Consider the following 25,092-nt stretch of genomic DNA (forward strand, 5'->3'; position numbering starts at 1 on the left):
TTAAGCTCGAATGACAAGGTAATGCTAGGTTCAGCCCCTCCGTCTCCAATTCGGGAATCAAAGCCAAAATCGTGCATGAAAAGGTCTGTTTATTGAAGACGATAACCGGCCTTTCTTTTATAAGCGCATGTTATACTTCTCCTCGAAGAACGGATTGAGGCTTTAGGAATCTGGAGGGAGACGGTAAAATGGGAGTAATCATCAATAATGAAAGCGCTCAAAAGAAAGCGCTTCAGTTAGAAAAACCCAATATGCTTTTTGTGACGCTAGTATCCATCGTAGCTGCGCTCGGGGGTATCCTATTCGGTTTTGATATCGCGGTTGTTTCGGGAGCAGTCGAATTCCTACAGCAGCGTTTTTCGCTGAACGAATTTCAGGTTGGTTGGGCAGTGTCGAGTCTGATTGTCGGGAGTGTCACGGGAGCGGCTCTCTCCGGCTACATGAGTGAAAGGATCGGCAGAAAAAAGGTATTGCTGGCCGCCGGATTTTTATTCGTCGTCGGCTCGATCTGCTCTGCACTTCAAGATACGTTCACCGGGTATGTTATCTTTCGCATGATCGGCGGCGTTGGCATAGGAATCACTTCCACCATTTGTCCGGTATACAACGCGGAGATCGCTCCCGCCAAATACCGAGGCCGTTTGGTTGCTTTAAATCAGCTGGCGATCGTAACAGGCATTTTCCTGGTTTATTTTCAGAATTCTTGGATCGTCAGCATGGGGGATGAAGCCTGGGGTGTCTCAACGGCCTGGCGCTGGATGTTCGGAGTGGGAGCCGTTCCGGGACTGATCTTTATGCTCTTGATGCTCTTCATACCCGAAAGCCCGAGATGGCTTATTAAACGGAATCGGCCTTATGAAGCGCTGCCAATTCTGCTGAAAATTCATGGTGAAGAAGCCGCTAAACAGGAAGTGCTTGATATCAAGGAATCGTTCAAAAATGAGAACGACTCATTGAAACAATTGTTCGCTCCCGGTATTCGGGTCGCTCTCTTTATCGGTGTCATGCTCGCCATTATGCAGCATATTACCGGCATCAATGCCATTTTGTATTACGCGCCGGTTATCTTTAAAGGAATGGGACTCGGTACGGACGCCTCTTTGACCCAGACCATCTGGATCGGGTTGATCAATGTGTTGTTTACCATCGTATCCGTATGGCTGATCGACAAAGCGGGACGAAAAGTCCTGCTGATGATCGGCACCTCGTTGATGACCCTCTCTTTGGTCATTATCGGAGCCGCATTCAAAATGGGTTTGACCACCGGACCGCTCGTGCTCATCATGATATTGATCTACGTGGCCTCCTACGCTATATCGCTTGGGCCGATCGTATGGGTTATGATCTCGGAGATCTTTCCAAACCGCGTTCGCGGCAAAGCGGTCGCCATCGCTTCGATGGCATTGTGGGCCGGCGATTATCTGGTATCCCAGGCATTCCCTCCCCTGCTGAGTTCAGCCGGTCCGTCCAATACCTTCTGGACATTCGGAGCCATCTCGCTGTTCGTCGTAGTCTTTATATGGCGCAAGGTTCCCGAAACCAAGGGGAGATCACTTGAACAGATGGAAAATATGTGGCTCGGGAAATGACACGACTTTAGCTCTCAAGAAGCCCGGACACGTGTTATAATGCTTAAAAACACATGACCTCTGAAGTCATACCGACTTAAAATCGGCAATGCTTCAGAGGCTTCTTATTGTTTATTTGTAATTTACCCGCGTCCGGAATATTTTTACGTCTGGATATATTATCCCCCTCCTCCTCCGCATAGTTCCACACATGGCGTTCTACAGCAGAGCGGTATTCAACAGGCGTCTTGCCTGTGTGCTTTTTAAATAACATATGAAAATACTGCCTGCTGGCCACGCCTACATAATCGGCAATTTCTTGAATGGGAATGTCCGTTTGCTGAAGCAGCATTCGGGCCTTGTCCATTCGCAGCATCGTTAAATACGCGGTGAGCGTTTGCCCAGTATGTTTTTTGAATATACGGTGCAAATACCCTGAGTGCAGATTCACAGCTGCTGCCATGTCCTTGACCACAATATTCTGGTCATAGTTCAGATGGAGAAATTCAATGCATCGTTTGACGTACATATCTGTTTGCTGCGTGTTGTTGCGCTCTGCCTCTTCCCGTAGACGCGCAATTCGGACCAGCATTTGCATAAAAAGCAGCTCTGCCATTGCACCCGGATGCTCTTTTCGTTGATCCAGCTCCAGCACGAGACTTTTCAGCGCATAATATACCTCTTCCGGGTCCGATAGGACAAGATACGGGAATGGACGCGACATAAGGGCCGTGATCCCCTGCTCCTCCGCTGCCATTTGTCGGATTGACGGTCCTACCCTCACTCCCTCTGTAAAACCAAACTCTACATTTAGCATCCGGCACGATTGTTCTCCCTCCACCACCAGTCGGTGTGGTACGCCTGCGTCCAGCATAATAAACTCACCTTTACGCAGCGTAATGCTTTCCGCCTTCCCTCCCGTTTGCACATCCACCCGGCACAGACCAGAAATCATGTACATAATTTCAGTGGAATGATGATCGTGGTAAGGCATGGTATAGTCATGCCATTGCTTATAATAGTAAGCAAAAAAACGGGGAGTATAATCCCCGTCACGCAGCCGTGGCTCAAACAGACTTCCGTTCATCCCCGCACCTCCGCAAAATAGATAAGGCTAACACGGCAACGTATCTGTAACCGTTCTATTTTCACAGTTTAACAGACCCGGCCGTGTTATTCTATTTCGCTCCACCTGACTATCTAAAATCCTTTGGAATACGCCGGGCGGTTCCCGTGAGAATAGCCGCTTCAATCACAGACTTCCTCACCTCAGTAACGACCTGTTCGTTGAATATGCTCGGAATAATGTATTGCTCGTTTAATTCCCGTTCACTTACGACAGAAGCAATGGCGCGGGCGGCGGCTAATTTCATCGGTTCGTTGATGTGACGCGCTCGGCAATCGAGTGCCCCCCTGAAGATACCCGGAAACACAAGCACATTGTTGATTTGGTTGGGATAGTCGCTACGCCCCGTTGCAAATACACGGACATGCGGAATGGCTTGCTCGGGAGCAATTTCCGGTTGTGGATTGGCCATAGCAAAAACAATACTGTCCACCGCCATACCCTTTACATCTGAGGCATTCAGCAAATTACCGCGTGATACTCCGATGAACACATCCGCATCCCGGATGACCTCCTTTAGGGTGCCTGACTGGGACTCTACTTGCGGCTGATCCGCCAGCCACTGCCACATGGGATAGGGATAGGATCCGCCTCGTACAATGGCTCCATCCCGATCTACCGGAACAAGGCGGCTTACCCCTGCGGCGAGCAGCATTTTGCATATCGACACGCCTGCGGCCCCTATTCCGTTTACAACGATCCGCACATTTTCGATTCGCTTTCCAACCACCTTCAACGCATTCAACAGCCCGGCAATCACGACCACCGCCGTTCCGTGCTGATCATCGTGAAAGACGGGAATATCCAATTCTTCCGCCAGGCGGGTTTCGACCTCGAAACAGCGCGGAGAACTGATATCCTCTAAATTAATTCCTCCGAAAATCGGACTGATTGCTTTAATCGTGCGAATGATTTCCTCCGTATCCTTCGTATCCAGACAAATGGGGAATGCGTCGACTCCGGCAAGCTGTTTGAACAGCATCGCTTTGCCTTCCATCACGGGTGCAGCTGCATGCGGGCCGATATCGCCAAGCCCAAGCACTGCGGTACCATCGGTTACAACCGCGACCGTATTTCGTTTGATGGTCAAGGAATACGCTTTTTTCGGATTTTCATGAATGGACATACAGACCCGGGCTACTCCCGGCGTATATACCCGCGACAGGTCATCGCGATTTTTGATCGGCAAATTGGGTTGGATTGATATTTTGCCCCCCAGGTGCGCGAGAAACGTGCGGTCAGAAACGTTAATGAGTTGAATGCCTGCTAACGACTTAAGTGATTCGATGAGTGAAGTCTCTGCTACTTCAGCGACGTGGACGGTGATGTCACGAACAGACGAATCCTGTCCGGGACGAATAACATCAATGGAAGTAATATCTCCCCCAGCACGGCTGATGGTTGATGCGACATCACCAAAGTTTACTTTGGAATGAACAAGCTCCAATCGAAGAATCAGACTGTTAAAGGCCACGGTACATCCGCTCCTATTCTATTGATAGCACGTGTGCTTCCCAAAGGCAGACACGTGCGTTGTTCGTGTCCAGACGGGAACAGACACAAAATTTGTGTACAGTCAAATGTCAAGTACTCAGGTAGCCCCCAGCCGCACCTCAGCACTCGCCTTTTCATCTGTGCATAATCATGTAGCTCCCCGGCTTTTACATGTTACCGCTTTCATAAAAGCATTGGGAAGCTTTTGTCCATATTGTTACTTATGGTCATTTTGATCACGCAGCAGCTCATACCGATTAACCGGACGACCGACTCCACCGTAATTTACGACAAGACGCACGATCCCTCTTTTCTCTAGATAATCCAGGTACCTTCTTGCCGTTACACGAGCAATACCTACCCCCTCCGCGGTTTCTTCCGCAGATAGCTTGCCGCTATGCTGCTCCATGACCGCAAGCACCTGCTTCAGAGTGGCAGCATTCAAGCCCTTTGGCAGCTCATCATAAGACATCGCCCATTCCTCGTATAATGGAGTAGGGACTACCACTTCCTTAGCAGCTTCTCCTTTTTGTATAATGAGATCCAGCTCTTCCTGTGTTCCCACTTCTTCCGCCCATAATCCAGCCTGCTGCTCCCGATAACGCTCCAGCGTATGGTGGATACGCTCTACCTTGAACGGCTTCATGATATAATCGAAAGCTCCGTTTCGCATCATTTCGCGGATCGTCTCCGTATCCTTCGCGGCGGTCACGACAACTACATCTACAGGCAATGCCATGGAACGGATGCGCTGCAAGGTCGTAATCCCGTCCAGCGACGGCATGAACACATCAAGAAAAACCAGATCAGGCTTTAGCTCCTCGATCAGCTCCAACCCCCGAAGCCCATTGGAAGCCAGACCTACGACCTGAAACCCGTCAACCTGTTCGATAAAAAGTCGATTCACCTCTTGTACCATCGGATCATCCTCGACCAGCAGCACACGAAAAAGTGATTTAATAGGTTTACTCATCGTCGCTCCCTCTCTCCTTCAACGGAAATAGAATCTCTATCGAAGTTCCCAAGCCAAGTGAAGACTCGCATGTCAGGCGGCCGTTCCCCTTAGTGACAATCCCGCTCAGTAAATGCAGCCCCATGCCGCGGCTCTCTCCGTCCTTGGTCGTAAATCCGCGTTCGAGCATTCGTTTTTTCGTTGTCTCCGACATGCCACAGCCATTATCCTCGACCAATATGGACATATATTCGTCATCCTGCTGAATGCTGACATAAATCTCCTTGGAGCCGACTTCTGTATCCGCGAGTGCATCAAAGGCATTCTCGATTAAATTCCCGAGTAACAGAACGAAATCATGTCGGTCAATCAACCGGGGAAACTGATTCATTCTGCTGTCAGGATCAATCCTAATATCAATGCCAAGCTCTTTACCACGGCTAATTTTACCCAATAGCAGACCTGCAACTCCGTCATCATCGAAATGCCGTTGAAGGAAGCGTGTAATCTCCTCCTGTTGTTCGGTCACCTCAAACAGATAGCTCAAAGCCTCGTTCTGCTGCCCAAGCTGGAGCAAGCCGGCGACGGTATGCATTTTGTTCATATGCTCATGATTTTGTGCACGAAGCGCATGAACAAACTCTTTGACACCTGTGAGCTCCTCAGCCATTCTCGTCACCTCGGTCTTGTCCTGAAATATGGAGATTGCCCCCAAAGTAACTCCCTGTTCGCGAATGGGAATTCGGTTGCTCCAAATAATGGTTCCGCCAATTTTGAGTTCCTGGCTCAGAATCGCAACTCCCGAATCCAGCACTTCCGGCAAACGGGTATCCGGGATGACCTCACGGATCGGCAATCCCGCTACATCGCGGTGCACATCGAAAATTTGTTTGGCTCGTTCGTTGAAAATCGTAATGATACAGTTGCGGTCAATGGCAATAACACCCTCGTGCATCGCCTGAAAGGCGGCGCTTCGCTCACGAAACATTCTCGCAATCTCCTGCGGCTCCAGGTTGAACATCTGGAGCTTAATATGACGGGCCAGCAATGCAGAGCCAATCACCCCAAACATCAGCGACAGCAACGAAGTCATGACGATAGATTGTTTCTCCTGACGGATAATCTCCGTCACACTTGGCAGCAGACCACCCGCCACGACGACGCCCACCTGCTCCGAGGAAGCATTCATAATCGGCACAAAGGAACGCAAGCCGATGCCCGCTTCGCTGCGCACTTTGGAGACATACGTATGTTCAGCAAAAGCTGCATCATCATCCCGAGCCTCAAACGTTCCGCCGATTCGCTCTGAAAGTGGATGAGACAACCGTTTGCGGTTCATATCGAGCACGACGATATAAGCCGCATCGTTTAATATCCGAATTTTATCCGCCATAGGCGCAATCACGGCAGAAGCATTCGGATCGTCAATTCTTTCCACCACGTCCGGCAGGTTCGCAACCGTCTGAGCCGTAATCGTAAGCCGCTGTTTGAGTTCTTCTTCCTTGAGCCGGGTGGCGCTACCAAACAGAAAAAGACCGCCGATCAAAAGAGAAAAAAGAACGACTCCAAATGAAAGTATCATTATTTTCCAATACACACGAAGTCTGTTCATCCTCTTCACCTTCCCTTTAAACCGTTTACCTTTGAATATCATTGTGGAATAATGGGTCTAAAATAGCAACAGGTGGGAGGTTTCTTTGTGAAAAGAGCTGCTGGATTCGGTGTTTTGCTCGTACTGGGTATCCTTACGGCTTATGTAATCGGTTTTCAAAAGAATTTTGGTGAAGAGCTCCCTTATGATAATGAATTTACTGGTCTTAAAGATCGGATCGTGATCAAATTTAGCCATGTGGTGGCCGAAAACTCGCCCAAAGGACTGGCCGCCGCTCATTTTGCACAGCGGGTTAAAGAAAAATCCAATGATCGGATTGAGATTCAAGTATTCCCCAATGGAATGCGCTATTCAGAAACCACGGAAGTTGCTGCACTTCAACGAGGAGAAATCCAGATGATAGCTCCTTCGTTTTCCAATTTGAATGCAATTGACCCAGCCTGGCTAGTGATGGATCTCCCGTTTGCCTTCGAGGATCAGACTGAAGTCGATCAAGCACTGAACGGAAAATTGGGCAAGCGTTTAACGCAAACACTCGAACCATTTGGAATGAAAGGCGTCGCTTTCTGGTCAAACGGCTTTCGACAGATCACTAACAACGCCCATCCAATTAGCAAACCCGCAGACTTTACGGGCTTGAAATTCCGTATCCAGCCAAGCCAGGTGCTGGAACGTCAGTTTGAAGCGCTTGGAGCATCGACCATTAGCACTCCTTTCAATGAAATATACCACAGCCTGGAGACGGGCACGGCAGACGGACAGGAGAACACAATATCCAATATCCTTACCAAACGGTTTTACCAAGTGCAACGCTATATGACCATCAGCAACCACAGCTATCTGGGTTATGCTGTTGTATTTAACAAATCCTATTGGGATAGCCTCCCAAGTGACGCTAAGCTGGTGCTGCAGGAGGCACTTGAGGAAACGACGCGTTGGAACAAACGGGAAACAGATGAAAATACTAATCGGCTTAGCCAGTTGCAACAGACCGGAGACATTAAAATTACCCATCTGTCCGAGGGTGAATATACGCTCTGGAGGGAACGTCTGCGCGTGCTCTATCAGGAGTTCACTCCCATCATCGGGTCGGACCTGATGGATATGATTCAAGGACCATAAAGACCAAAAAGAACGTTATGACCGTATTCTTGTTTGCCAAGAACGTAGCTTTTACACTGGGGATACAAAAATAAAGCGTTTTCATAAACCAAAAGAAAGCGAGAGCGTATCCCTATGAAACTGAGAATTAATTTTAAAAACTTGACGGTTCAAGTCGTTATCGCTATTGTTCTTGGTATTCTTCTAGGCCACTTTTTCCCTACAACAGGCGAAAAGCTCAAAATACTCGGAGACGCCTTTATCAAGCTCATTAAGATGGTCATCGCACCCATTGTATTTTTTACAGTTGTACACGGGATTGCCAGCATGGGAGATATGAAGAAGGTCGGTCGCATCGGCGGAAAGGCCCTTCTCTATTTTGAAATCGTTACCACGATTGCGCTGGCTATTGGTCTAATCGTTGTTAATCTGGTAAGACCTGGAGCGGGCATTGATGTGAGCAAAGCAACCGGAGACGTATCTCAATATGCTCAAAAAGCAGCGGAATCAAGTCATGGGCTCGTTGATTTTATCGTCGGCATTATTCCTGAAAATGTAGTAAGCGCTATGGCAGGCGGAGAGTTACTGCCTATCCTGTTCTTTGCCATCCTCTTCGGGCTGTCACTTACGGCCATGGGACAGCAAGCCAAACCCGTCATTGTCCTGTTTGACAAATTGTCGCACGCCTTCTTTGGCATCGTCAATATGGTCATGAAATTATCGCCAATCGCCGCATTCGGTGCCATGTCATATACGATTGGGAAATTTGGCATCGGGTCGTTAGCCTCTCTCGGCAAGCTGATGGGCTCCGTTTACCTGACCATGGCTCTATTTGTTATCATTGTGCTCGGTCTGATTGCTCGCATGTATGGTTTCAGCATTTTCAAGTTTATCGCCTATATCAAAGAAGAAATTTTGCTTGTACTCGGTACTTCATCCTCCGAGTCTGCCCTGCCCCGTATGATGGACAAAATGGAGAAATACGGCTGTTCCAAATCAGTGGTCGGCCTAGTCATTCCAACGGGCTATTCGTTTAACCTGGATGGTACGGCGATCTATTTGTCCATGGCCGCCATATTCGTAGCTCAGGCATCCGGCGTCGATATGACCATATGGCAGCAGTTGACACTGCTTGGTATCCTCATGCTGACCTCGAAGGGAGCAGCGGGCGTCACTGGCTCCGGGTTTATCACGCTGGCAGCCACACTCGCGGCGTTCCCTTCCATCCCGCTGGCGGGAATGGCGCTGCTGCTCGGTGTGGATCGCTTCATGTCAGAAGCACGCGCCATCACCAATCTGATTGGTAACGGAGTCGCTACCGTCATCGTCGCCAAATCGGAAAATGAGTTTCATCCCGATAGACAGGCGGAAATTGCTTCTGCACCTGTTGAGCTTGAAACCAGCCCCTTAAACAGCCCGATTACGAAATCCATATAGCTAATGCACGCATTATGATAGAGCCGGTTTACGGCTCTTTTTTCGTTTCAACGGGACAGGATTTTAACAGAGGGAGGGATAAATGCTTTCCAGGATTGAAGTTCATGACAAACCGGGAGCGTGCTGATAAACGCTTTTACGAATCATTTGATCAAACGATCTTTTTAAAGCATCAGTTAGTAACTAAACAATTACATGTGTTAAAAGAAGGAGCACTTACCGCTCCTTCCTTAGATATTTCTATTACCAAACACCAACAATATTGAACGTTTAAGCCAAGCTAATACCGGAAAGAGATCTTTTTATTCTTGAGTTACACATTGGGCTCCCGTTTCGCAAACTCTTGTAACATACCTCTTATTTGTTCTACCAATATAGCAGGTGCTTTCTTGGGTGAACCCGTGTCAAACGGAGGCTGAGGATCGTATTCCAAAATCAACTGGACTCCTTTACTCATATCTTCTCCCAATTCCCATGCTATTAGCTGAAGTGCCATATCAATACCAGAGGAGACACCGGCTGCTGTAACCATTTTGCCCTGACGAACCACTCTCTCATCTGTTGGAATGGCTCCAAGAGATTGGAGCAGATCTAAGGAACCCCAATGACTGGTGGCTACGGTTCCATTTAACAAGCCTGCGGCGCTCAATATCAAAGAGCCGTTACAAACCGACGTGGTCCATTTCGTAGTTTCATGTATTTGGCGAATCCAATTTAACGTTTCTTCGTCATTCATTGGAGTTTTATAATTTGGCGGACTGCAACCTGGAACAACAAGAATATCAGCTGAATTAACTTCAGAAAAACTGTAATCGGCATGCAAATAACCCATATTTGAGTCTAGTTTGATTAACCCTTTTTTCTTAGCGACAAACTTCACTTCACATTTCAGTGTAGCAGCAAATACATCGTATGGGCCAATTGCATCTAATGCTGTAATTCCATCGAAAAGCATGATTGCGATTTTCATGATGATCTCTCCTTTGAAGTGGGATTTTATTCTTGCACACCAATACTAACATACATATACGGGGTATGGGTATATTCAATGCTGTGAAAGCAGTATCTTAATTTCAAACGCCTCTTGACACAAATATTGATTGAGAAATGTCCATGTAAACCTTTAATAGTACGTACCGTAAAAAGGCATACTTAAAAAGGGCTACCCCCAGGGTAGTCCTTTTTAGCATCATAAAGCTGCTCCATCATGCCTGCAAATCTGTTTATCGAGAGCCAGCTTAAGAGCTTTGCTTTCTTAACTGACCATAATATAAATCACTGTAAAAGCCTCTGTGAGCCAGCAACTCATCATGGGAGCCTTGCTCATCCAGACGGCCATCCTTTAAGACCAAAATCCGGTCAGCCTGGCGAATGGTATTCAACCGATGCGCGATGACGAAACTTGTTCGACCCTGCATGAGCCGCTCCAGTCCTTCTTGTATTTTTATCTCTGTAATAGTGTCGATGCTGCTGGTTGCCTCGTCGAGTACAAGGATGGAAGGGTTGGCCAAAATAGCACGGGCAATAGCCAGCAGCTGTTTTTGCCCTTGACTGATGCCGCTGCCGTTCGCTTCCAGCACCTTGTCGTATCCGTCCTTCATCCGCATGATAAAGGAATGGGCGTTGGCCAGTTTCGATGCTTGTTCAACCTCCTCATCGGTGGCGTCCAACCTGCCGAAACGGATATTTTCACGAATCGTCCCCTGAAACAGGAAGGAGTCCTGTAGCACAAATGCCATGCGGGAGCGCAAGCTTTCACGCTGTATGGTGGTGATATCGCGCCCGTCCAGCGTAATCATTCCCTTGTCGGGGCTATAAAATCTGGAAAGGAGCTGGATCAGTGTCGTTTTTCCTGCCCCGGTCGGACCAACCAGCGCAATCATTTCACCAGGTTTGGCTTCAAAAGAGATACCTTCCAGCGTAGCGCTTCCCTCATCATAACCGAAGGAAACATCCGTAAACTGCACCGTCCCCTCCACATGCCCTACCTCCACTGCGCCGCGTTCGTCCTTAGACTCTTCATCTTCATCCAATATTTCAAATACACGCTCAGCTCCGGCAATGGCGGACAGCAGGGTGTTCCACTGGTTAGCCAAATCGTTCAGCGGTCTGGTGAACTGGCGGGCATATTCTACGAATACAATAATTGTACCTATAGTGATGGAACCTCGAATGGCCAAAATCCCACCGATCCCCGCTACAATAGCAAAGCTGAGATTATTCAGTCCGTTCATCAGCTTCGGGATAAAGCCTGAAATCGTTTGGGCCCAGAAACCCGATAGCCGAATACGGTCATTACGCTCGCCAAAACCACGGATGACTCTCTTTTCCTGCGAAAATGCTTTAATAATCTGCTGCCCAGACAGTGTTTCTTCGATGTATCCGTTCAGTTCGCCCACATTCTTCTGGCGTTCCTTATATAAAGGCCCGGTGCGACGTGTAATCCAGCGCATCCCGGCAGCCATTAGCGGTACCACGATAAAGGTCAACAGGGTCATCAGCGGGCTTAACCACAGCATCACCGTGAGTGTACCGATTAGCGTCAATATGCTTGAAAAAATCTGAATGGCGGAGCTGTTCAACGTAGAACTGACATTTTCGATATCATTGGTCAGACGGCTCATGATCTCTCCCTGCTGACGTTTGCCGTAGAAAGGAATCGGTAGTCGATGCAAATGTGAAAACAGATCGAAACGCATGCGGTACACCGTCTCTTGGGCAATCTCGATCATCCAGATATTTTGCAGCCAGGAGGTCAGCGAGTTGAGCAGATATACAGCTCCTAATCCGATGAGAAAATAAATCCACGTGCGTCCGCCCGGACCTTCGAGAAAATCATCCACCGCTACACCGACCAGATATGGACCCAGCAGAGCCAGCCCGGAGCTGAGCAGTACCATGAACAATACCAGCATCAGTTTGGCCTTGCGACGGGCCAGATAAGCCCATATCCGTCCTAACGTACTGGACCAGTTCTTCGCTTTGGCCTTGCGGCGTCCTTCAGCTCCCGTCGGATTTCGCAGCACACCGGACGGCGGTGTAGGCTGACGGAACGGTTCAATGAGTTCCTTGAACATGCGACTCCTCCTTTCCGTATTGTGATTCATAGATGCGCCGATACAGATCCGAACTATCCATGAGATGCTCATGACTTCCACTTGCCATCAGGCGCCCCTCATCCAGCAGTAAAATTTGATCTGCTGATGCGGTCGAGCTGATTTTTTGCGTAATGAGAAATGTCGTGCAGGACAGGCCATCGAGTGCATTCAGTAATGCTGATTCCGTCCCTACATCCAGCGCACTTGTGCTGTCGTCCAGAATCAGAACCGCCGGCTGGCGCACCAGTGCGCGGGCAATCGAAAGCCGCTGTTTCTGTCCGCCGGACAGATTTACGCCACGCTGTCCGAGCATGGTGTCATAGCCTTGCGGCAAGCGTTCAATCATATTATGGATTTGCGCCATGCGTGCGGCTTCCTGGATCTGCTCCAGACTGGCATTTTCCAGCCCCCAAGCAATATTATCCCGAATCGAGCCGGTGAATAGCAGCACCTCTTGAGGAACATAGCCAATAGCCTCACGTAGTATGGACGCATCCAGTTCACGAGCGTCCTTTCCGTCAAAACGCACATGACCTTCAGCTTCTTCATACAGACGTGTAATCAACTGCACAAGTGAGGATTTTCCCGAGCCAGTGGCTCCCATAATAGCTATCCGCTCACCTGGTCGCGCCCTAAAAGATATATCCTTTAGTACAGCCAAATCACTGCCCGGATAATGAAAGCTCACCTGGTCCATTTCCACCTGTCCCTCAATCCGTGTGTTATGTGTTGGAACAGAATCCAGCGCTCGCCCATCTTCATTATGTGTTTCCAATACCTCTCGAATCCGCCCCGTAGAAGCAGTTGCCCGGGAAAATACAACAACGATACCAGATAAGGCAGACAAGGCCCCAATCGTCCGCAGTGAATAATTGACGACTGCGACCACCTGTCCTACACTGGCATCCCCAGTGGAAATTTGACCGCGTCCGAACCAAAGTACTGCAATAATCCCTGCATTCATCGTAAACAAAATGAACGGCATTGTCGTTTCCGTCCAACGTAGAGCGGACACCGTCCCCTTCATCAATTCGCCTCCGTAATGGGCAAAACGTTCGATTTCATGCCGCATCCGCACAAACACCCGAATCAGCCGAATTCCGGTCAGATTCTCCTGAATCACCCCGTTAACATCATCTAACCGACGCTGAACACCTTTAAACAAAGTGACCGTCCGCCGCATCATCACCAACACAAACACGAATAGCACTGGGGCCATAACCGCCAGTAGCAGCCCAAGCCTGAAATGTACAACCAGTGCCATCACAATACTGCCGATGACTACAAGCGGAACCCGTGTCATAAACCGCAAGCTCATAAACACCGTATCTTGTACTTGCGTGACATCCCCCGTCAGGCGCGTAATGAGCGACGAGGTAGCAAACCGTTTGAATACTGGATAGGAAAAGGATTGCACTTTACGATACAGCTTTTCACGCAAATCATAGCCGAAGCCCTGACTTGCATGTGAAGCAAAAAAAGAGCTGGATATGCCCGCCATAAAAGCGATAACGGCGCTCCCCACCAGTACACTGCCCCATAACCAGACGACGGACAAATCCTGCTGCCGGATGCCCTCATCAATGATTTTGGAGATCAAATATGGCTGCGATAGCTCTACCGTCAATTCCAGCAGCATCATCACGAGTGCTGCGATGGCTGGAATCCGATATTTTTTTAGAAAAGAGAACATCATCCCCACAAGCATTCCTCCAATTGCCGTCCAGATCAGCGTGTAATCGTTATATGAATCGAACCTGCTGTAAAACCAATCTATACGCACTTTATACAGCACTATATTGTATTATACCCCTCCAAACAACTTCGTTTAACCAGCAAATTGGAGACTTCGGTTGCGCCATAAAAGATATGCAAAAAACAGCTAATGTTTGTCGACCCTGAGGGACTTTGGTTCTTAGATTCATGAAAAAAGCGTTCCAGTCACGGTCACACTTACCGGACGGGAACGCTTTTTCGGTTATTTCGGTAGCTCTGCCGGATAATGCTGCAGCCAGCGCTTTAAGTCCGCGCTGTAGATAACACGCTTGGGGTCTTCACCGACCACGCGAAGCCGCTCCAGCAGAAATTTGATTTCATCGGAGCCTGCCTTGATTCCCTCCTGCTCCAGCATATATTGAACTGCACTTCTGCCCGAATGCTTGCCGAGCACGAACGAATGGTCAGTGCCCAGCTCGGTCGGATCAAGGGCCTGATAAGCGGCGCGCTCCTTCAGCAGACCATTGATATGTATGCCGGATTCATGGGCGAATACCATGTCTCCCACAATAGGCTTGCCTTCGGGAATGATTCGGTTGGAGGCTTTGGACACCAGTACAGCCAGCGGGCTCAGCAGTTCGGGGCGAACGCTGCAGGTTCCTTGATATAAGTCCCTCCAAGACATCACCACCTCCTCCAGCGCCGTATTGCCTGCCCTTTCCCCAAGGCCCGACACCGTGGTACTGGCCCATACAGCTCCCGCCTGCAAAGCTGCCAGGGTATTGGCAAGCGCTAGGCCATAATCGTTGTGGCAGTGGATCTCAAGCTCCACATCCTGCGGCACGCGCGATACAAGCCTGCCTATGCGGGCAGCTATAACATCGGGATGATGAACGGACAGCGTATCGGCATATCTGAACCGCCGTACGCCATCCCTGTAGAGCTGATTCGTCAGCTGCTCCAGGAACAGGTCATCTGCCCTTGAAGCATCCTCAAAACCTACGGAGACAGTTAATCCTTTACACAGACCGTAATCGACAGACTTGCGGATCAGCTCCGTCACCTGCGCAGGAGTCATCCCTAGCTTGGCCTTCATCTGCACCGTCGACACGGGAACCGAAATATGGGCCCAGCCGACACCCGTCGACTCCGCTGCATCAATATCCGAGAACACTGCGCGATTCCAGGTCATTAGCTTCATCTGAAGTCCAAGAGCGGCAATCCTGGCAATAGACCTGCACTCTGCCTTCCCCATTGCCGGAATTCCGATCTCAGCCTGCTCCACCCCCGCCAGGTCCAGCATGATGGCAATTTCAGCTTTCTCTTCGGCCGAAAAGGCAACGCCCGGAGCCTGTTCTCCGTCACGAAGCGTCGTATCACAAACATGTAACCGACTCATCTGCATCTCCTCCTGTTCCGCAGCACGGACAACGCGGGTTGCGCTTGACCGCTATGCTGCAGCTGCTCATATCCAGCACATTCATACGGTGCATGCGGTCAGTGAACAGATTGCCCGCGTCTGTAATCCATTTGACCGCTTCCAGTGCAGCCATGCAGCCAATCAAGCCGGAGGTGGCTCCCAGGACCGGGAATCCCAGAGGCTCCCAAAGCTGTCCTCCTTCCGGGTAGAGACATTCCAGGCATGCCGTCCTGCCGGGAACAATGGTCATCAACGATACTTCATAGCCGTACATGGCGGCTTCTATCATCGGTCTGCCATGTCGAACACATAGTCTGTTCAGCGCATATCTTTCCGGAAAATCATACCGTGCATCAATCACGATATCCGCCGCTTCTACCCATGGTCCAGAGGATTCTTCCGTGATTCTGTCGGCGTGGCCCTCAAGCTCGGTCTCCGGATTGATACGATGCAAATGCTGCAATGCCGTCTCCATCCGTTCCTCCCCGATTCGTCCGCTGTCCATCAGCATCTGCCGGTTCATATCCGGCAGATGGATTACGCCCTCATGGGCCAATATCAGCTTTCCCACTCCGGCAGCGGCCAGGTACATGGCCGCTGTCCCTCCCAATCCTCCGATGCCTGCAACCATAACAGTAGCCTGCTTTAGCCTGTTCTGACCTTCCACTCCCAGCAGCTTCAACTGGCGTCCGTATCTGCTGTCTTCCAGCAGCTGTACCATTCGTCCACCCCCTCCATGTACGGCCCCGCCTTTAAGATATTCGGTCCGCAGGATCTTGACACCCTATATGGTTGCCCTTCCTTACAGAAGGCTCATGATTCGGCTTTGCCGCTGCCCTCCTCAGCGTGCAGGATTTTGGCAAGCCACATGGGCGGATTGCGAGCCAGCATATGCTGGAGACGCTGGAGCTGCTCCTCAATGGTGCTGCCGAAGGCCACCTTCACAGGCATAATGGTCCGCTTGGTCACCTGTGCAGCGGCCGAAGCACCGATCTGTACCAGGAAGATCAGGGCACAGTCCTCGATCAGGCCAATTCGGCTGGCAATCTTGCCCGCTTCGTTCTCATCACTTCCCGGGGCTAACCGCCGATGCTCCAGGAACTGGACACCTGAGAGCCGGATTTCGAATACAGTGAACATGGGACTCTGCCCAAAATGAGCATTCACAAGCACCCCGTCTTCCGTCGCAAATGCAACCTTCATCCTCCCTTCCCCCTCTCGGCAAGCAATACATTGCCCACCTTGTTCACCCACTCCATGGTCCCACGGTACCCGACGCTTACGGATGTGTGGGCACCCAGTTCGTCATACACCGGCAAGCCTGCCGGTACGAAGGAGGCACCAGCCCGTGCCGCTCCCTTTCTTCCATGTGAATTACTGATCCATAAATCCACGCCCTGTGCGCTCTCCTCTGCATCATCCAGATCACCAATCCAGACTTCCCGTTCTGTCTTTTGCAGCGCGGGCGTGCTGCAGGGTGCAATTAGCCGCTTCAGTTCCACTCCCATCTCCTTCAGCCAGGCTGCGGTCGACAGCATATGATCCGGTTCAAGCGCCACTACAGCCGAAGCGCCGGAAAAATAGAAATGGGCATCCAGCATGCTGTCCAACAGATTTTCACGCTGCCAGCGAAAGCGGACGGGGGCAGGCTCGCAGCTGATCTTCTGCAGAAAATGTATAAACGTATCGCTCGCGGCCAAGCCAGACAGACCAGTGAACAAGTGGTAGGGAATGCCTGCGGCATGAGCCAGTCTGCGCGCGGGACGCTCCATGCTTGCGCCAATGGCAATGGTGCAGGAAGACTCCAGCATCTGGCAGGCTGAATCCAGCGGAGTTCCCCCTCTTGTTAAAGGGGAAAAGCCTGTCAGCAGGTGACCGGACAAGGAAGTGGAAATATCGGGGAGCGTAATCACCTCTAGGCCAAAGGAGGAGATAATATCCTTGATTTCCATGACGTCTCCGGCAGTCAGATAAGAAGCCGGCAGCAGATTGACCTGCGTCCGGCGCTGTTTTTTGGGGGTCTTGCCTCCGTTTGACACGAGTATGGCATCCATTAGCGACTCTACTGTGCTGCTGTAGCCCGTCTCCAGGGAACCGTGAAAATCAGGCAGCGATACAGAAAACAGCAGATTGTCCTTCAATGCCCGTTCTCGCTTGAATGCCTTTACCCTGGACTGAAAATCAACGCCTGCCACCTCGGTGAGGGCCGTGCTGATAACGCCGATGACATCTGGATGGTGCTTGGACCAAATATGATCCAGCGCCTCCTCCAGATTCCGGTCTGCGTCAAATATAACGTCCATCTCTTGCAGCGCAGAGGTCTGAACGGCGATCGGCTCGCGAAAATGGCGAGTCAGCAGTGCCTTGGAAAAGGCCGAACAGCCCTGAGCGCCGTGCAGCAAAGGCATTGAGCGATATATCCCCTGCAGAGCCAGCACGCCGCCTAAAGGCTGTCCTACCTTGAGCGGATTGACACTGACAGGCTTCGTGGTGGATTTAATCGGCAAATTCCGTCTCCTCCTCCCATGGAGCCAATTTGGCGGTCAGCTCCCATACTGGATGCTGCAGCGTATGCACAAGCTGTTTCGCCAGGGACAACAGCCCGTCATAACCCGCATAGGCCTTGTGCCGCTCCTGATTGATGTCCACAAAAGGAATCTGTTCCTTAATCGCCATATACATGTTCCGGCCCCCGGCAATGACCATGTCGGCCTTGCGGCTCCGTACGGTTTTGAGAATCTGCCGGGCGCCGCCTTCTGGAATGTATTCCGCATCATCCCCGATACGGGCAGCAATCCGGGATACATCCTCAGCAGTGCTCTTGTTTGTGCCTACACCCACCACCTTAATGCCCAGCTCCTGCAAAGCCGAAATGACAGACCAGCTCTTCACCCCTCCGGTATAGAGCACTGCCCGCTTTCCTTTCAGCTGCTTGCGGTAAGGCTCCAGCTCCAGCGAGAGCCTCATTTCCTCCCGTGCGGCCAGCTTATCCACCCGTCGCTCCACATCACGATCTCCGGTCAGGTAAGCCATCTGCCGCAAGGAATAACTCGTTTCCTTTGCCCCGTAAAATGAACCTTCAAAATAAGGAATGCCGTATTTACGCTCCATTTGGACCGCCAGACCTAGCAAAGCCCGACTGCATACGACCATATTGACCTTGGCACGATGCGCCCAGCCCACCTCACGGAACCGGCCATCCCCGGTAATTCGGGACAGGATACGCATTCCCGTCTGCTGCATCAGCCGCTCGATATGCCACATCTCGCCCGCAATATTGTATTCCCCGATGAGATTGATATCATGGGAGGTTGTCTGTTCCGGCTCGGTGCTGCCGATAATATGCTGGAACAGAACATCTCCGGCCAGCCGGGTCCCAAGATTCTTGCTGCCCACAAATCCCGGACTGTTCACCGGAACGATCGGCGTCCCCAGCCGCTCCGATTCAGCCTTGCAGACCCCCTCGATATCTTCACCAGTGAGGGCTGTGACGCATGTTATATAGACGAACACAGCGGAAGGAGCAAAACGGCTGACAATGTAGCGAATCGATTCATGCAGCTTCTGTTCACCACCAAAAATGATGTCCTGTTCTCCAAGATCAGTAGTGAAGCCATACGCCGACAGCTCCGGGCCGCTGGACAGGCTGCCTCTGCTCTCCCAGCTATTGCCGAGACACGCAATCGGCCCGTGCACCAGATGAGCCGCATCTGCAATGGGGACCAGTGTAATCTGGGCCCCGTCAAAGGAGCAGCCACCCGAAGCCTCCCCCGGCACAGGCCGGGGACAGGGCGTACTTTTGGGAATTTTGTTGCCGCAGGATACCTCCAGCCTTCCGTTAGACACAGCCGCCTCCATCCGCACAACCCCCTTATTTCAGATAGAATCCATTGAAATCACCAGCCAAGCTGCCAACTTCCTTCTACGCGATACAGCAATTAGCGCACCAGATCAAAGCTATGATCCGGAGCCTGCTCTTCCATGACATCCAGTACGGTATTCACGAATTGGGTGAGCAGATTCAGCGCACCCTGGTAGCCGATAATCGGATAACGATGCATATGATGCCTGTCGAAGATCGGGAAGCCTACACGCAGCAAAGGAATGTTCGCCTCTTTGGCCGCAAACTTCAGATGGGAGCTGCCAATAGCCAGGTCCACCGGGTCCTCGAACAGCAGCGAACGCATATGCCACAAATCCTGACCACAATGCACCGTCGATTCTGCACCGTAAGGGCTGGACTTCAGCAGAAGCTCTACTTCCTTCTCAAATTTCCGGTCCCCATTGGAGCAGACAATGTGCACTGGCTCCATGCCCAGTTCCAGACAAAAGCCAATCAGGCCGATGAGCATATCCGGGTCTCCCGCCATAGCCACTCGTTTGCCGTGCAGATAAGCATGCGAATCCATCATGGCATCCAGAATTCGGGCGCGCTCCTGCTTCAATGTCTCGGGAATTTCTCTTCCGGACAGATGGCTTATCTCTTCGAGCAAGCGATCTGTAGCGCGGATGCCCAGCGGCGTGGAGATGGAGGACACTTGTTGCCCCCAGGTTCGCTTCATATAACCTAATGTTTTACGAAGAGAGTGCTGCTGGATTGCCAACGTACCGGCTGCATCTGCGGCCTTGGGCACATCCTCAAGCGGCGTTCCCCCGTAATAGTAGCTGTACTCTCCAGTAGCGCCTGAATCAAAATTACTGCTGTGGTCACCCAGAATGGTATACGCAGCGCCAAACAATTCCAGTATGCGCCGCATTTCTGCAAAATTGCCCGTATACCCATCAAACCCAAGCAGTACATTCAGCTTCAATTCATGACCAGGCTGCGGCGTCCGTCCCGACTTGTTATACAGCGTCTCCAGTACAGAGCGCAGCATGGCGTCATAGCCTGTAATGTGTGAACCGGAAAAGCTGGGGGTATTGGCAAAAGGAACCGGCATATCCTCGGGAAGGGCTCCCTCCTGACGGGCATTGGCCAGGAAGGCAGACAGATCATCCCCGATCACCTCTGCCATGCAAGTCGTGCATACCGCAATCATCTCCGGCTGATACAAGGCAATGCAGTTCTCTATACCGTCAATGAGATTGCGCATGCCGCCGAATACGGCGGCATCCTCGGTCATCGAGGTGGATACGGCAGGAACAGGCTCTTTGAAGTGGCGGGCAAGATGGCTGCGGAAATAGGCCGTGCAGCCCTGTGAGCCATGAATGAACGGGAGCGTTTTTTCGAAGCCCAGCGCAGCCATGACCGCTCCCAGCGGCTGACAAGCCTTGGCCGGGTTCACGACTACGGCGGTACGGGCAAAATTCTTGTCCTTGTATTCCTTGGTCTTGGTGTACTCCAGGGTGGCGGTAACCTCCTCCGGCGAACACGGGGCCTCGAAGGCTCGTTTCTCCTCACGCTGGCGCACATATTTATCCTGCCGAAACAGCTGATTGTGATCGACAATATTCAGACGCTCGCTCATATCGACACCTCCACAGTCTGCTGGGACGACAGCAGGCTCCATACTGGACTGTTGATGGTCATATCCATATCACGCGCAAAAATCTTGAAGCCGTCAAAGCCATGATAAGGCCCGCTGTAATCCCAGGAGTGCATTTGACGGAAGGGAATGCCCATTTTGTGATACACATATTTTTCTTTGACTCCGGCGCCCATCAAGTCAATATTCAGCCGTTGGGCCAATTCCTCCAGCTCATAGGCCGTTGGATCATCGTACAGAATAGTGCCTTCCTTTACATTGGGAAACGTTTTTTCGTAATCATCCTTATGGGCAAATTCATAGCCTGTAGCCACAATTTCCATACCCAGATCCTCATAAGCACCGATGGTATGCCTTGCCCGCAGCCCGCCAATTAGAAGCATCACCTTTTTGCCTTCCAGCCGGGGGCGATATTTACGGATGACCGCCTCCATCTGTGGCATATATTGGGCGATGACCTGTTCACATTTCTCTTGAATCGTCTCGTCAAAGCGGGCGGCAATCGCCCTTAGGCTCTCCGCCGTCTTGGTCGGACCAAAAAAGTTATATTCCATCCAGGGAATTCCGTATTCCTGCTCCATTGTTGTGCACATATAATTCATTGAACGATGACAATGGATCAGGTTGAGCTTGGATTTATGGGCAATCCCCAGCTCATTGATCGTGCCGTCACCTGACCACTGCGCTATGACCCGCAGTCCCATTTCCTCCAGCAGAATGCGCGAGGCCCAGGCATCACCGCCGATATTGTAGTCCCCGATAATGGAGACATCATAAGGTCCGCACTCCTTCAGCTCCCGGCGACCCATCAGAAAATCGCGGATAGCATCATTGGCAATGTGATGGCCCAGAGACTGACTCACCCCGCGAAAGCCCTCACAGCGCACAGGAATGACCGGAATGCCCAGCTCCTCTGTCATCTTCTTGGCCACAGCTCCGATATCATCACCAATCAGCCCAACCGGACACTCGGATTGAACGGAGATACCTTTGGCCAGCGGGAACATCTCCTTAATTTCCCTGCAGATCACCTCCAGCTTCTTATCTCCGCCGAACACGATATCCTTTTCCTGAAAGTTGCTTGTAATCTGCATGGCGGTAAAATTGTTGATTCCCAATACCCCATTCGCATAATTGCGACGGGTGCCCCAGCTGTATTGTCCACAGCCGATGGGACCATGGCTAATGTGCACCATGTCTTTAATCGGGCCCCATACCACGCCCTTGGACCCTGCATAAGCGCAGCCCCTCGCCGTCATGACGCCTGGCCGTGATTTCATGTTGGACTTGATGGAACAGGTTCCGCAGTTCACAAGCTCCTCATCCGCGATCTCAAAATGCTTGGTCCGGTCCTTCTTTGACTTCTTGGGATATACCTCCAGTATCTCCTCTACGATCTGCTTTCCCTTATCCACAATACTGCTCATTTGGCCTATTCCTCCCTCCTGCAAGCTGCGCGCTCAGCTCCCCCATCATCACACAATGGCTCCGTCATTAAGCCTTCTGGCTGCGGTCTACTGCCCCGACGCCTCAGCTTTGTTAATTGCGGTCTCTTCATCCTCAATAATGCCGAATTCCATCAACAGATCCTCCAGCTCTTCCATGGAAATGGGAGTGGGAACCGTTAGCATATCGTTATTCAAAATCTTACCTGCCAGCTCTTCATACTCCGCAGCCTGCTTATGTTCCGGGTTATATTGGGTAACGGTCATACGGCGCAGCTCAGCGTGCTGCACAACATTGTCACGCGGCAAAAAGTGGATCATCTGCGTGTTCAGTCTTCTTGCAAGCTCTGTAATCAATTCCGCTTCCAGGTCCGTATTCCGGCTGTTGCAGATTAAGCCGCCCAAACGCACCCCGCCGCTGTTGGCATACTTCAATATCCCGCGCGCAATATTGTTGGCAGCGTACATAGCCATCATCTCGCCTGAGCATACGATGTAAATTTCCTGAGCCTTCTTCTCCCGGATCGGCATGGCGAAGCCCCCGCACACGACGTCCCCCAGTACATCATAGGACACGAAATCCAGCCCTTCGTAGGCCCCCTCTTCCTCCAGAAAATTAATGGCTGTGATAATGCCGCGCCCTGCACAGCCGACACCAGGCTCTGGCCCGCCGCATTCCACGTTCAGGATGTCTCCGAAGCCCTTCTGGACAACATCCTCCAGCTCCAAATCCTCTACCGTACCCCTTTCAGCCGCCAGATGCAGTACTGTCTGTTGGGCCTTCGTATTGAGAATAAGTCGGGTGGAGTCTGCTTTGGGATCACAGCCTACGATCATAATTTTTTGTTTGAATTTGGTCGCGAGCTGAGCCAGTGTATTCTGCGAGGTTGTCGATTTGCCGATACCGCCCTTACCGTAAAATGCAATTTGTCTCATATTTTCTCAGCCTCCAAAATGTTGAATGGGTGAATGCTTACTTCCCTTACTGCTCTGTACAGGATACATATAACGTAGAAATTTTACATATTCCAGAACGGATTCCTCAATATCCCCTCCGCATACAATAGGCAGCACGCCAGCTTCCTGCAATGCCTCTTTGGGGGCTTCGCCTATGCCGGACGACAGCAGCAATGCACAGTCATGCACCATGGAAAGGATCTCCTTCATCGTCTCGGCCTTGTCCCCATTGCAATCGGCTTTCCCATGACAGTAGGATTGCACCTTGCGGATGCCTATGAAATTTACGATGGTCCCATCGCTTTCATAGATCATGAACTCCTTGGCACGGCCGAAATGCTGATTCACCTTCCCTCCGCCACGGCTGGCCACAGCGATCAGAACCGGCTTTGAGGTAAAGCTTGCTTCAGGCTGATCTCCCGATAACGGGCAGCTGCAGCCGGCCCCAGTTGACGATTGTTTACGATGCGATTGTCCCTCCTTGCGTTCCATTTTCACTCTCACCTTCTCATCCAGTTCTGTCTGAAATTGTGCCCTTGCCCCTTCATCCATGGGGGGAGCAGCCGCTATGTTCTCCCATGTAAAATCCTGATTGCGATCCTCGCCCAGCAGTCCGATCGCATCCGCCCTGCACTGACGGCAATGGCGCATAATGACGGCTCCCGCGTCAGCACATTGCTGCTGCAGCTGCCGGACCAGACGGGGACGGGGGGCCTGTATCCCTTCCTGCTCATACCGGCTGCCGGGAGCGATGATGAGCGGCATAATGTTGTGGAGCACTGCGCCGTGCTCCTTGACCACCCTGGCTACCTCCGGCAGATGGGCATCATTGATTTCGGGAATCAGCACCGAATTCACCTTGCACAAAATGCCTCTCGAAGCTAGCATCTTCAAGCCTGCCAGTTGGCGGTCAATCAACAGCCGTGCGGCCTCCTCTCCTGTATAGCGTTTTCCTTCATCATAGACCCATCCATAAATGCGGCTCCCCACGACGGGATCTACAGCATTGATCGTGATCGTGACATGCGAAATACCCAACTCTACAATCCTGTCGACATGTCTGATCAAGGTAAGGCCATTCGTACTGAGACAGAATATGATATCCTTAACTGTCTCACGGACCCGGCGGAAGGTATCGAAGGTTGCGTCCGCATTGGCCAGCGGATCTCCAGGTCCCGCAATGCCGACAACGGACAGCTGCATGAGCTGTGACGCTACGCCGTAGGTCTTGCGCGCCGCCTGCTCCGGCGTAAGCAGTTCACTGACAACGCCGGGACGACTTTCATTGATGCAATCGAATTTGCGGTTGCAATAATGGCACTGAATATTGCATGCCGGGGCCACCGGAAGATGAATGCGCGCAAAATAGCGATGCGCCTCTTCGTTATAACAGGGATGTCGTCTGAGGATTTCTAATGCTAAGGGGGTCTCCGAGAGATCAGCTAAAGAGTCCATTCATTCCCTCCTCTCAACGTTATATTACCTAACACAAACCTCTTTTTTAGCCTGGAATATAATCACATCTTAGAGTCAGGAGTAAATCCAGTCAATTCACTTCTCCATGAAATCCCTGACATTTGTCCTCATTTCACATATGTGTCAAATTATGCGTTAGATAAGATATCACACTCTTCACATGTGTGCGGTTACATTTCATTTTCTCAATGACATCAAGCCGTA

The 25,092-nt window shown here is 51.0% G+C and carries 20 protein-coding genes; 4 read left to right on the forward strand and 16 right to left on the reverse strand.

Annotated elements, in window-relative coordinates:
- Positions 1-188: 188 nt before the first annotated feature.
- A complete protein-coding gene (locus tag AC6EJC_RS05525; protein ID WP_444953096.1) occupies positions 189-1,589 on the forward strand; it encodes a sugar porter family MFS transporter in 1,401 nt (466 codons plus the stop codon).
- A gap of 76 nt (positions 1,590-1,665) precedes the next feature.
- On the opposite strand, the gene AC6EJC_RS05530 is transcribed toward AC6EJC_RS05525, so the two are convergent.
- From AC6EJC_RS05530 to AC6EJC_RS05545, 4 genes are all read right to left on the reverse strand, one after another.
- Positions 1,666-2,655, reverse strand: a complete 990-nt coding sequence (locus tag AC6EJC_RS05530) for a helix-turn-helix transcriptional regulator (RefSeq protein ID WP_444953097.1) — start codon at positions 2,653-2,655, stop codon at positions 1,666-1,668.
- A 109-nt stretch (positions 2,656-2,764) separates the two neighbouring features.
- Positions 2,765-4,168 carry an NAD-dependent malic enzyme gene (locus tag AC6EJC_RS05535; protein WP_444953098.1) on the reverse strand — a complete coding sequence of 468 codons (1,404 nt, stop codon included), beginning with the start codon at positions 4,166-4,168 and terminating at the stop codon, positions 2,765-2,767.
- A gap of 237 nt (positions 4,169-4,405) precedes the next feature.
- The gene (locus AC6EJC_RS05540) at positions 4,406-5,161 is read right to left on the reverse strand and encodes a response regulator (protein WP_444953099.1); all 756 of its coding nucleotides are present in this window, start codon (positions 5,159-5,161) and stop codon (positions 4,406-4,408) included.
- Positions 5,154-6,752 carry an ATP-binding protein gene (locus AC6EJC_RS05545; RefSeq protein ID WP_444953100.1) on the reverse strand — a complete coding sequence of 533 codons (1,599 nt, stop codon included), beginning with the start codon at positions 6,750-6,752 and terminating at the stop codon, positions 5,154-5,156. Before AC6EJC_RS05545 ends, AC6EJC_RS05540 begins: the two co-directional genes overlap by 8 nt.
- A gap of 87 nt (positions 6,753-6,839) precedes the next feature.
- On the opposite strand from AC6EJC_RS05545, the gene AC6EJC_RS05550 reads away from it, so the two are divergent.
- From AC6EJC_RS05550 to AC6EJC_RS05560, 3 genes are all read left to right on the forward strand, one after another.
- Positions 6,840-7,874: a DctP family TRAP transporter solute-binding subunit gene (locus AC6EJC_RS05550; RefSeq protein WP_444953101.1), complete on the forward strand. Its 1,035-nt coding sequence runs from the start codon at positions 6,840-6,842 to the stop codon at positions 7,872-7,874.
- A gap of 114 nt (positions 7,875-7,988) precedes the next feature.
- On the forward strand, positions 7,989-9,290 hold the full coding sequence (locus tag AC6EJC_RS05555) for a dicarboxylate/amino acid:cation symporter (RefSeq protein ID WP_444953102.1): 1,302 nt from the start codon (positions 7,989-7,991) through the stop codon (positions 9,288-9,290).
- Between the two features lie 104 nt (positions 9,291-9,394).
- The gene (locus AC6EJC_RS05560) at positions 9,395-9,556 is read left to right on the forward strand and encodes a hypothetical protein (RefSeq protein WP_444953103.1); all 162 of its coding nucleotides are present in this window, start codon (positions 9,395-9,397) and stop codon (positions 9,554-9,556) included.
- Positions 9,557-9,603: 47 nt separating this feature from the next.
- On the opposite strand, the gene AC6EJC_RS05565 is transcribed toward AC6EJC_RS05560, so the two are convergent.
- The 12 genes from AC6EJC_RS05565 to nifB all read right to left on the reverse strand — a co-directional run bounded on the left by AC6EJC_RS05565 (position 9,604) and on the right by nifB (position 24,867).
- The gene (locus AC6EJC_RS05565) at positions 9,604-10,260 is read right to left on the reverse strand and encodes a DJ-1/PfpI family protein (RefSeq protein WP_444953104.1); all 657 of its coding nucleotides are present in this window, start codon (positions 10,258-10,260) and stop codon (positions 9,604-9,606) included.
- Positions 10,261-10,528: 268 nt separating this feature from the next.
- A complete protein-coding gene (locus AC6EJC_RS05570; RefSeq protein WP_444953105.1) occupies positions 10,529-12,367 on the reverse strand; it encodes an ABC transporter ATP-binding protein in 1,839 nt (612 codons plus the stop codon).
- Entirely contained in the window at positions 12,348-14,084 is a 1,737-nt protein-coding gene (locus AC6EJC_RS05575) for an ABC transporter ATP-binding protein (protein WP_444953178.1), read from the reverse strand. The genes AC6EJC_RS05570 and AC6EJC_RS05575 overlap by 20 nt, the downstream gene beginning before the upstream one ends.
- Before the next feature lie 282 nt (positions 14,085-14,366).
- Positions 14,367-15,503, reverse strand: coding sequence for a hydroxymethylglutaryl-CoA lyase-like TIM-barrel protein (locus AC6EJC_RS05580; RefSeq protein WP_444953106.1), 1,137 nt, complete (start codon positions 15,501-15,503; stop codon positions 14,367-14,369).
- The gene (locus AC6EJC_RS05585) at positions 15,481-16,245 is read right to left on the reverse strand and encodes a HesA/MoeB/ThiF family protein (RefSeq protein ID WP_444953107.1); all 765 of its coding nucleotides are present in this window, start codon (positions 16,243-16,245) and stop codon (positions 15,481-15,483) included. The genes AC6EJC_RS05580 and AC6EJC_RS05585 overlap by 23 nt, the downstream gene beginning before the upstream one ends.
- A 92-nt stretch (positions 16,246-16,337) precedes the next feature.
- Positions 16,338-16,727, reverse strand: coding sequence for a NifB/NifX family molybdenum-iron cluster-binding protein (locus tag AC6EJC_RS05590; protein WP_444953108.1), 390 nt, complete (start codon positions 16,725-16,727; stop codon positions 16,338-16,340).
- Positions 16,724-18,031 (reverse strand): nitrogenase iron-molybdenum cofactor biosynthesis protein NifN, encoded by a 1,308-nt coding sequence (nifN, locus tag AC6EJC_RS05595; RefSeq protein ID WP_444953109.1) that lies wholly within the window; start codon positions 18,029-18,031, stop codon positions 16,724-16,726. The genes AC6EJC_RS05590 and nifN overlap by 4 nt, the downstream gene beginning before the upstream one ends.
- On the reverse strand, positions 18,021-19,382 hold the full coding sequence (gene nifE, locus AC6EJC_RS05600) for a nitrogenase iron-molybdenum cofactor biosynthesis protein NifE (protein ID WP_444953110.1): 1,362 nt from the start codon (positions 19,380-19,382) through the stop codon (positions 18,021-18,023). The genes nifN and nifE overlap by 11 nt, the downstream gene beginning before the upstream one ends.
- 80 nt (positions 19,383-19,462) lie before the next feature.
- Positions 19,463-20,992, reverse strand: a complete 1,530-nt coding sequence (gene nifK, locus AC6EJC_RS05605; RefSeq protein WP_444953111.1) for a nitrogenase molybdenum-iron protein subunit beta — start codon at positions 20,990-20,992, stop codon at positions 19,463-19,465.
- On the reverse strand, positions 20,989-22,437 hold the full coding sequence (nifD, locus tag AC6EJC_RS05610; RefSeq protein WP_444953112.1) for a nitrogenase molybdenum-iron protein alpha chain: 1,449 nt from the start codon (positions 22,435-22,437) through the stop codon (positions 20,989-20,991). Before nifD ends, nifK begins: the two co-directional genes overlap by 4 nt.
- Positions 22,438-22,524: 87 nt before the next feature.
- Positions 22,525-23,391: a nitrogenase iron protein gene (nifH, locus tag AC6EJC_RS05615; RefSeq protein WP_025683102.1), complete on the reverse strand. Its 867-nt coding sequence runs from the start codon at positions 23,389-23,391 to the stop codon at positions 22,525-22,527.
- Positions 23,392-23,397: 6 nt separating this feature from the next.
- Positions 23,398-24,867: a nitrogenase cofactor biosynthesis protein NifB gene (gene nifB, locus AC6EJC_RS05620; protein ID WP_444953113.1), complete on the reverse strand. Its 1,470-nt coding sequence runs from the start codon at positions 24,865-24,867 to the stop codon at positions 23,398-23,400.
- Positions 24,868-25,092: the final 225 nt, after the last annotated feature.

The sequence above is a fragment of the Paenibacillus sp. TY11 genome (assembly GCF_059772165.1).

Excerpts from the sequence above, each read along its gene's own strand:
- nifH (WP_025683102.1), bottom strand. The coding sequence starts at position 23,391 with ATGAGACAAATTGCATTTTACGGTAAGGGCGGTATCGGCAAATCGACA.
- AC6EJC_RS05530 (WP_444953097.1), bottom strand. The coding sequence starts at position 2,655 with ATGAACGGAAGTCTGTTTGAGCCACGGCTGCGTGACGGGGATTATACT.
- AC6EJC_RS05560 (WP_444953103.1), top strand. The coding sequence starts at position 9,395 with ATGACAAACCGGGAGCGTGCTGATAAACGCTTTTACGAATCATTTGAT.
- AC6EJC_RS05565 (WP_444953104.1), bottom strand. The coding sequence starts at position 10,260 with ATGAAAATCGCAATCATGCTTTTCGATGGAATTACAGCATTAGATGCA.
- AC6EJC_RS05590 (WP_444953108.1), bottom strand. The coding sequence starts at position 16,727 with ATGAAGGTTGCATTTGCGACGGAAGACGGGGTGCTTGTGAATGCTCAT.
- AC6EJC_RS05580 (WP_444953106.1), bottom strand. The coding sequence starts at position 15,503 with ATGAGTCGGTTACATGTTTGTGATACGACGCTTCGTGACGGAGAACAG.
- AC6EJC_RS05585 (WP_444953107.1), bottom strand. The coding sequence starts at position 16,245 with ATGGTACAGCTGCTGGAAGACAGCAGATACGGACGCCAGTTGAAGCTG.
- AC6EJC_RS05525 (WP_444953096.1), top strand. The coding sequence starts at position 189 with ATGGGAGTAATCATCAATAATGAAAGCGCTCAAAAGAAAGCGCTTCAG.
- nifB (WP_444953113.1), bottom strand. The coding sequence starts at position 24,867 with ATGGACTCTTTAGCTGATCTCTCGGAGACCCCCTTAGCATTAGAAATC.
- nifE (WP_444953110.1), bottom strand. The coding sequence starts at position 19,382 with ATGGAGGCGGCTGTGTCTAACGGAAGGCTGGAGGTATCCTGCGGCAAC.
- AC6EJC_RS05575 (WP_444953178.1), bottom strand. The coding sequence starts at position 14,084 with ATGATGTTCTCTTTTCTAAAAAAATATCGGATTCCAGCCATCGCAGCA.
- nifK (WP_444953111.1), bottom strand. The coding sequence starts at position 20,992 with ATGAGCGAGCGTCTGAATATTGTCGATCACAATCAGCTGTTTCGGCAG.
- AC6EJC_RS05555 (WP_444953102.1), top strand. The coding sequence starts at position 7,989 with ATGAAACTGAGAATTAATTTTAAAAACTTGACGGTTCAAGTCGTTATC.
- AC6EJC_RS05540 (WP_444953099.1), bottom strand. The coding sequence starts at position 5,161 with ATGAGTAAACCTATTAAATCACTTTTTCGTGTGCTGCTGGTCGAGGAT.
- AC6EJC_RS05570 (WP_444953105.1), bottom strand. The coding sequence starts at position 12,367 with ATGTTCAAGGAACTCATTGAACCGTTCCGTCAGCCTACACCGCCGTCC.
- AC6EJC_RS05545 (WP_444953100.1), bottom strand. The coding sequence starts at position 6,752 with ATGAACAGACTTCGTGTGTATTGGAAAATAATGATACTTTCATTTGGA.
- nifD (WP_444953112.1), bottom strand. The coding sequence starts at position 22,437 with ATGAGCAGTATTGTGGATAAGGGAAAGCAGATCGTAGAGGAGATACTG.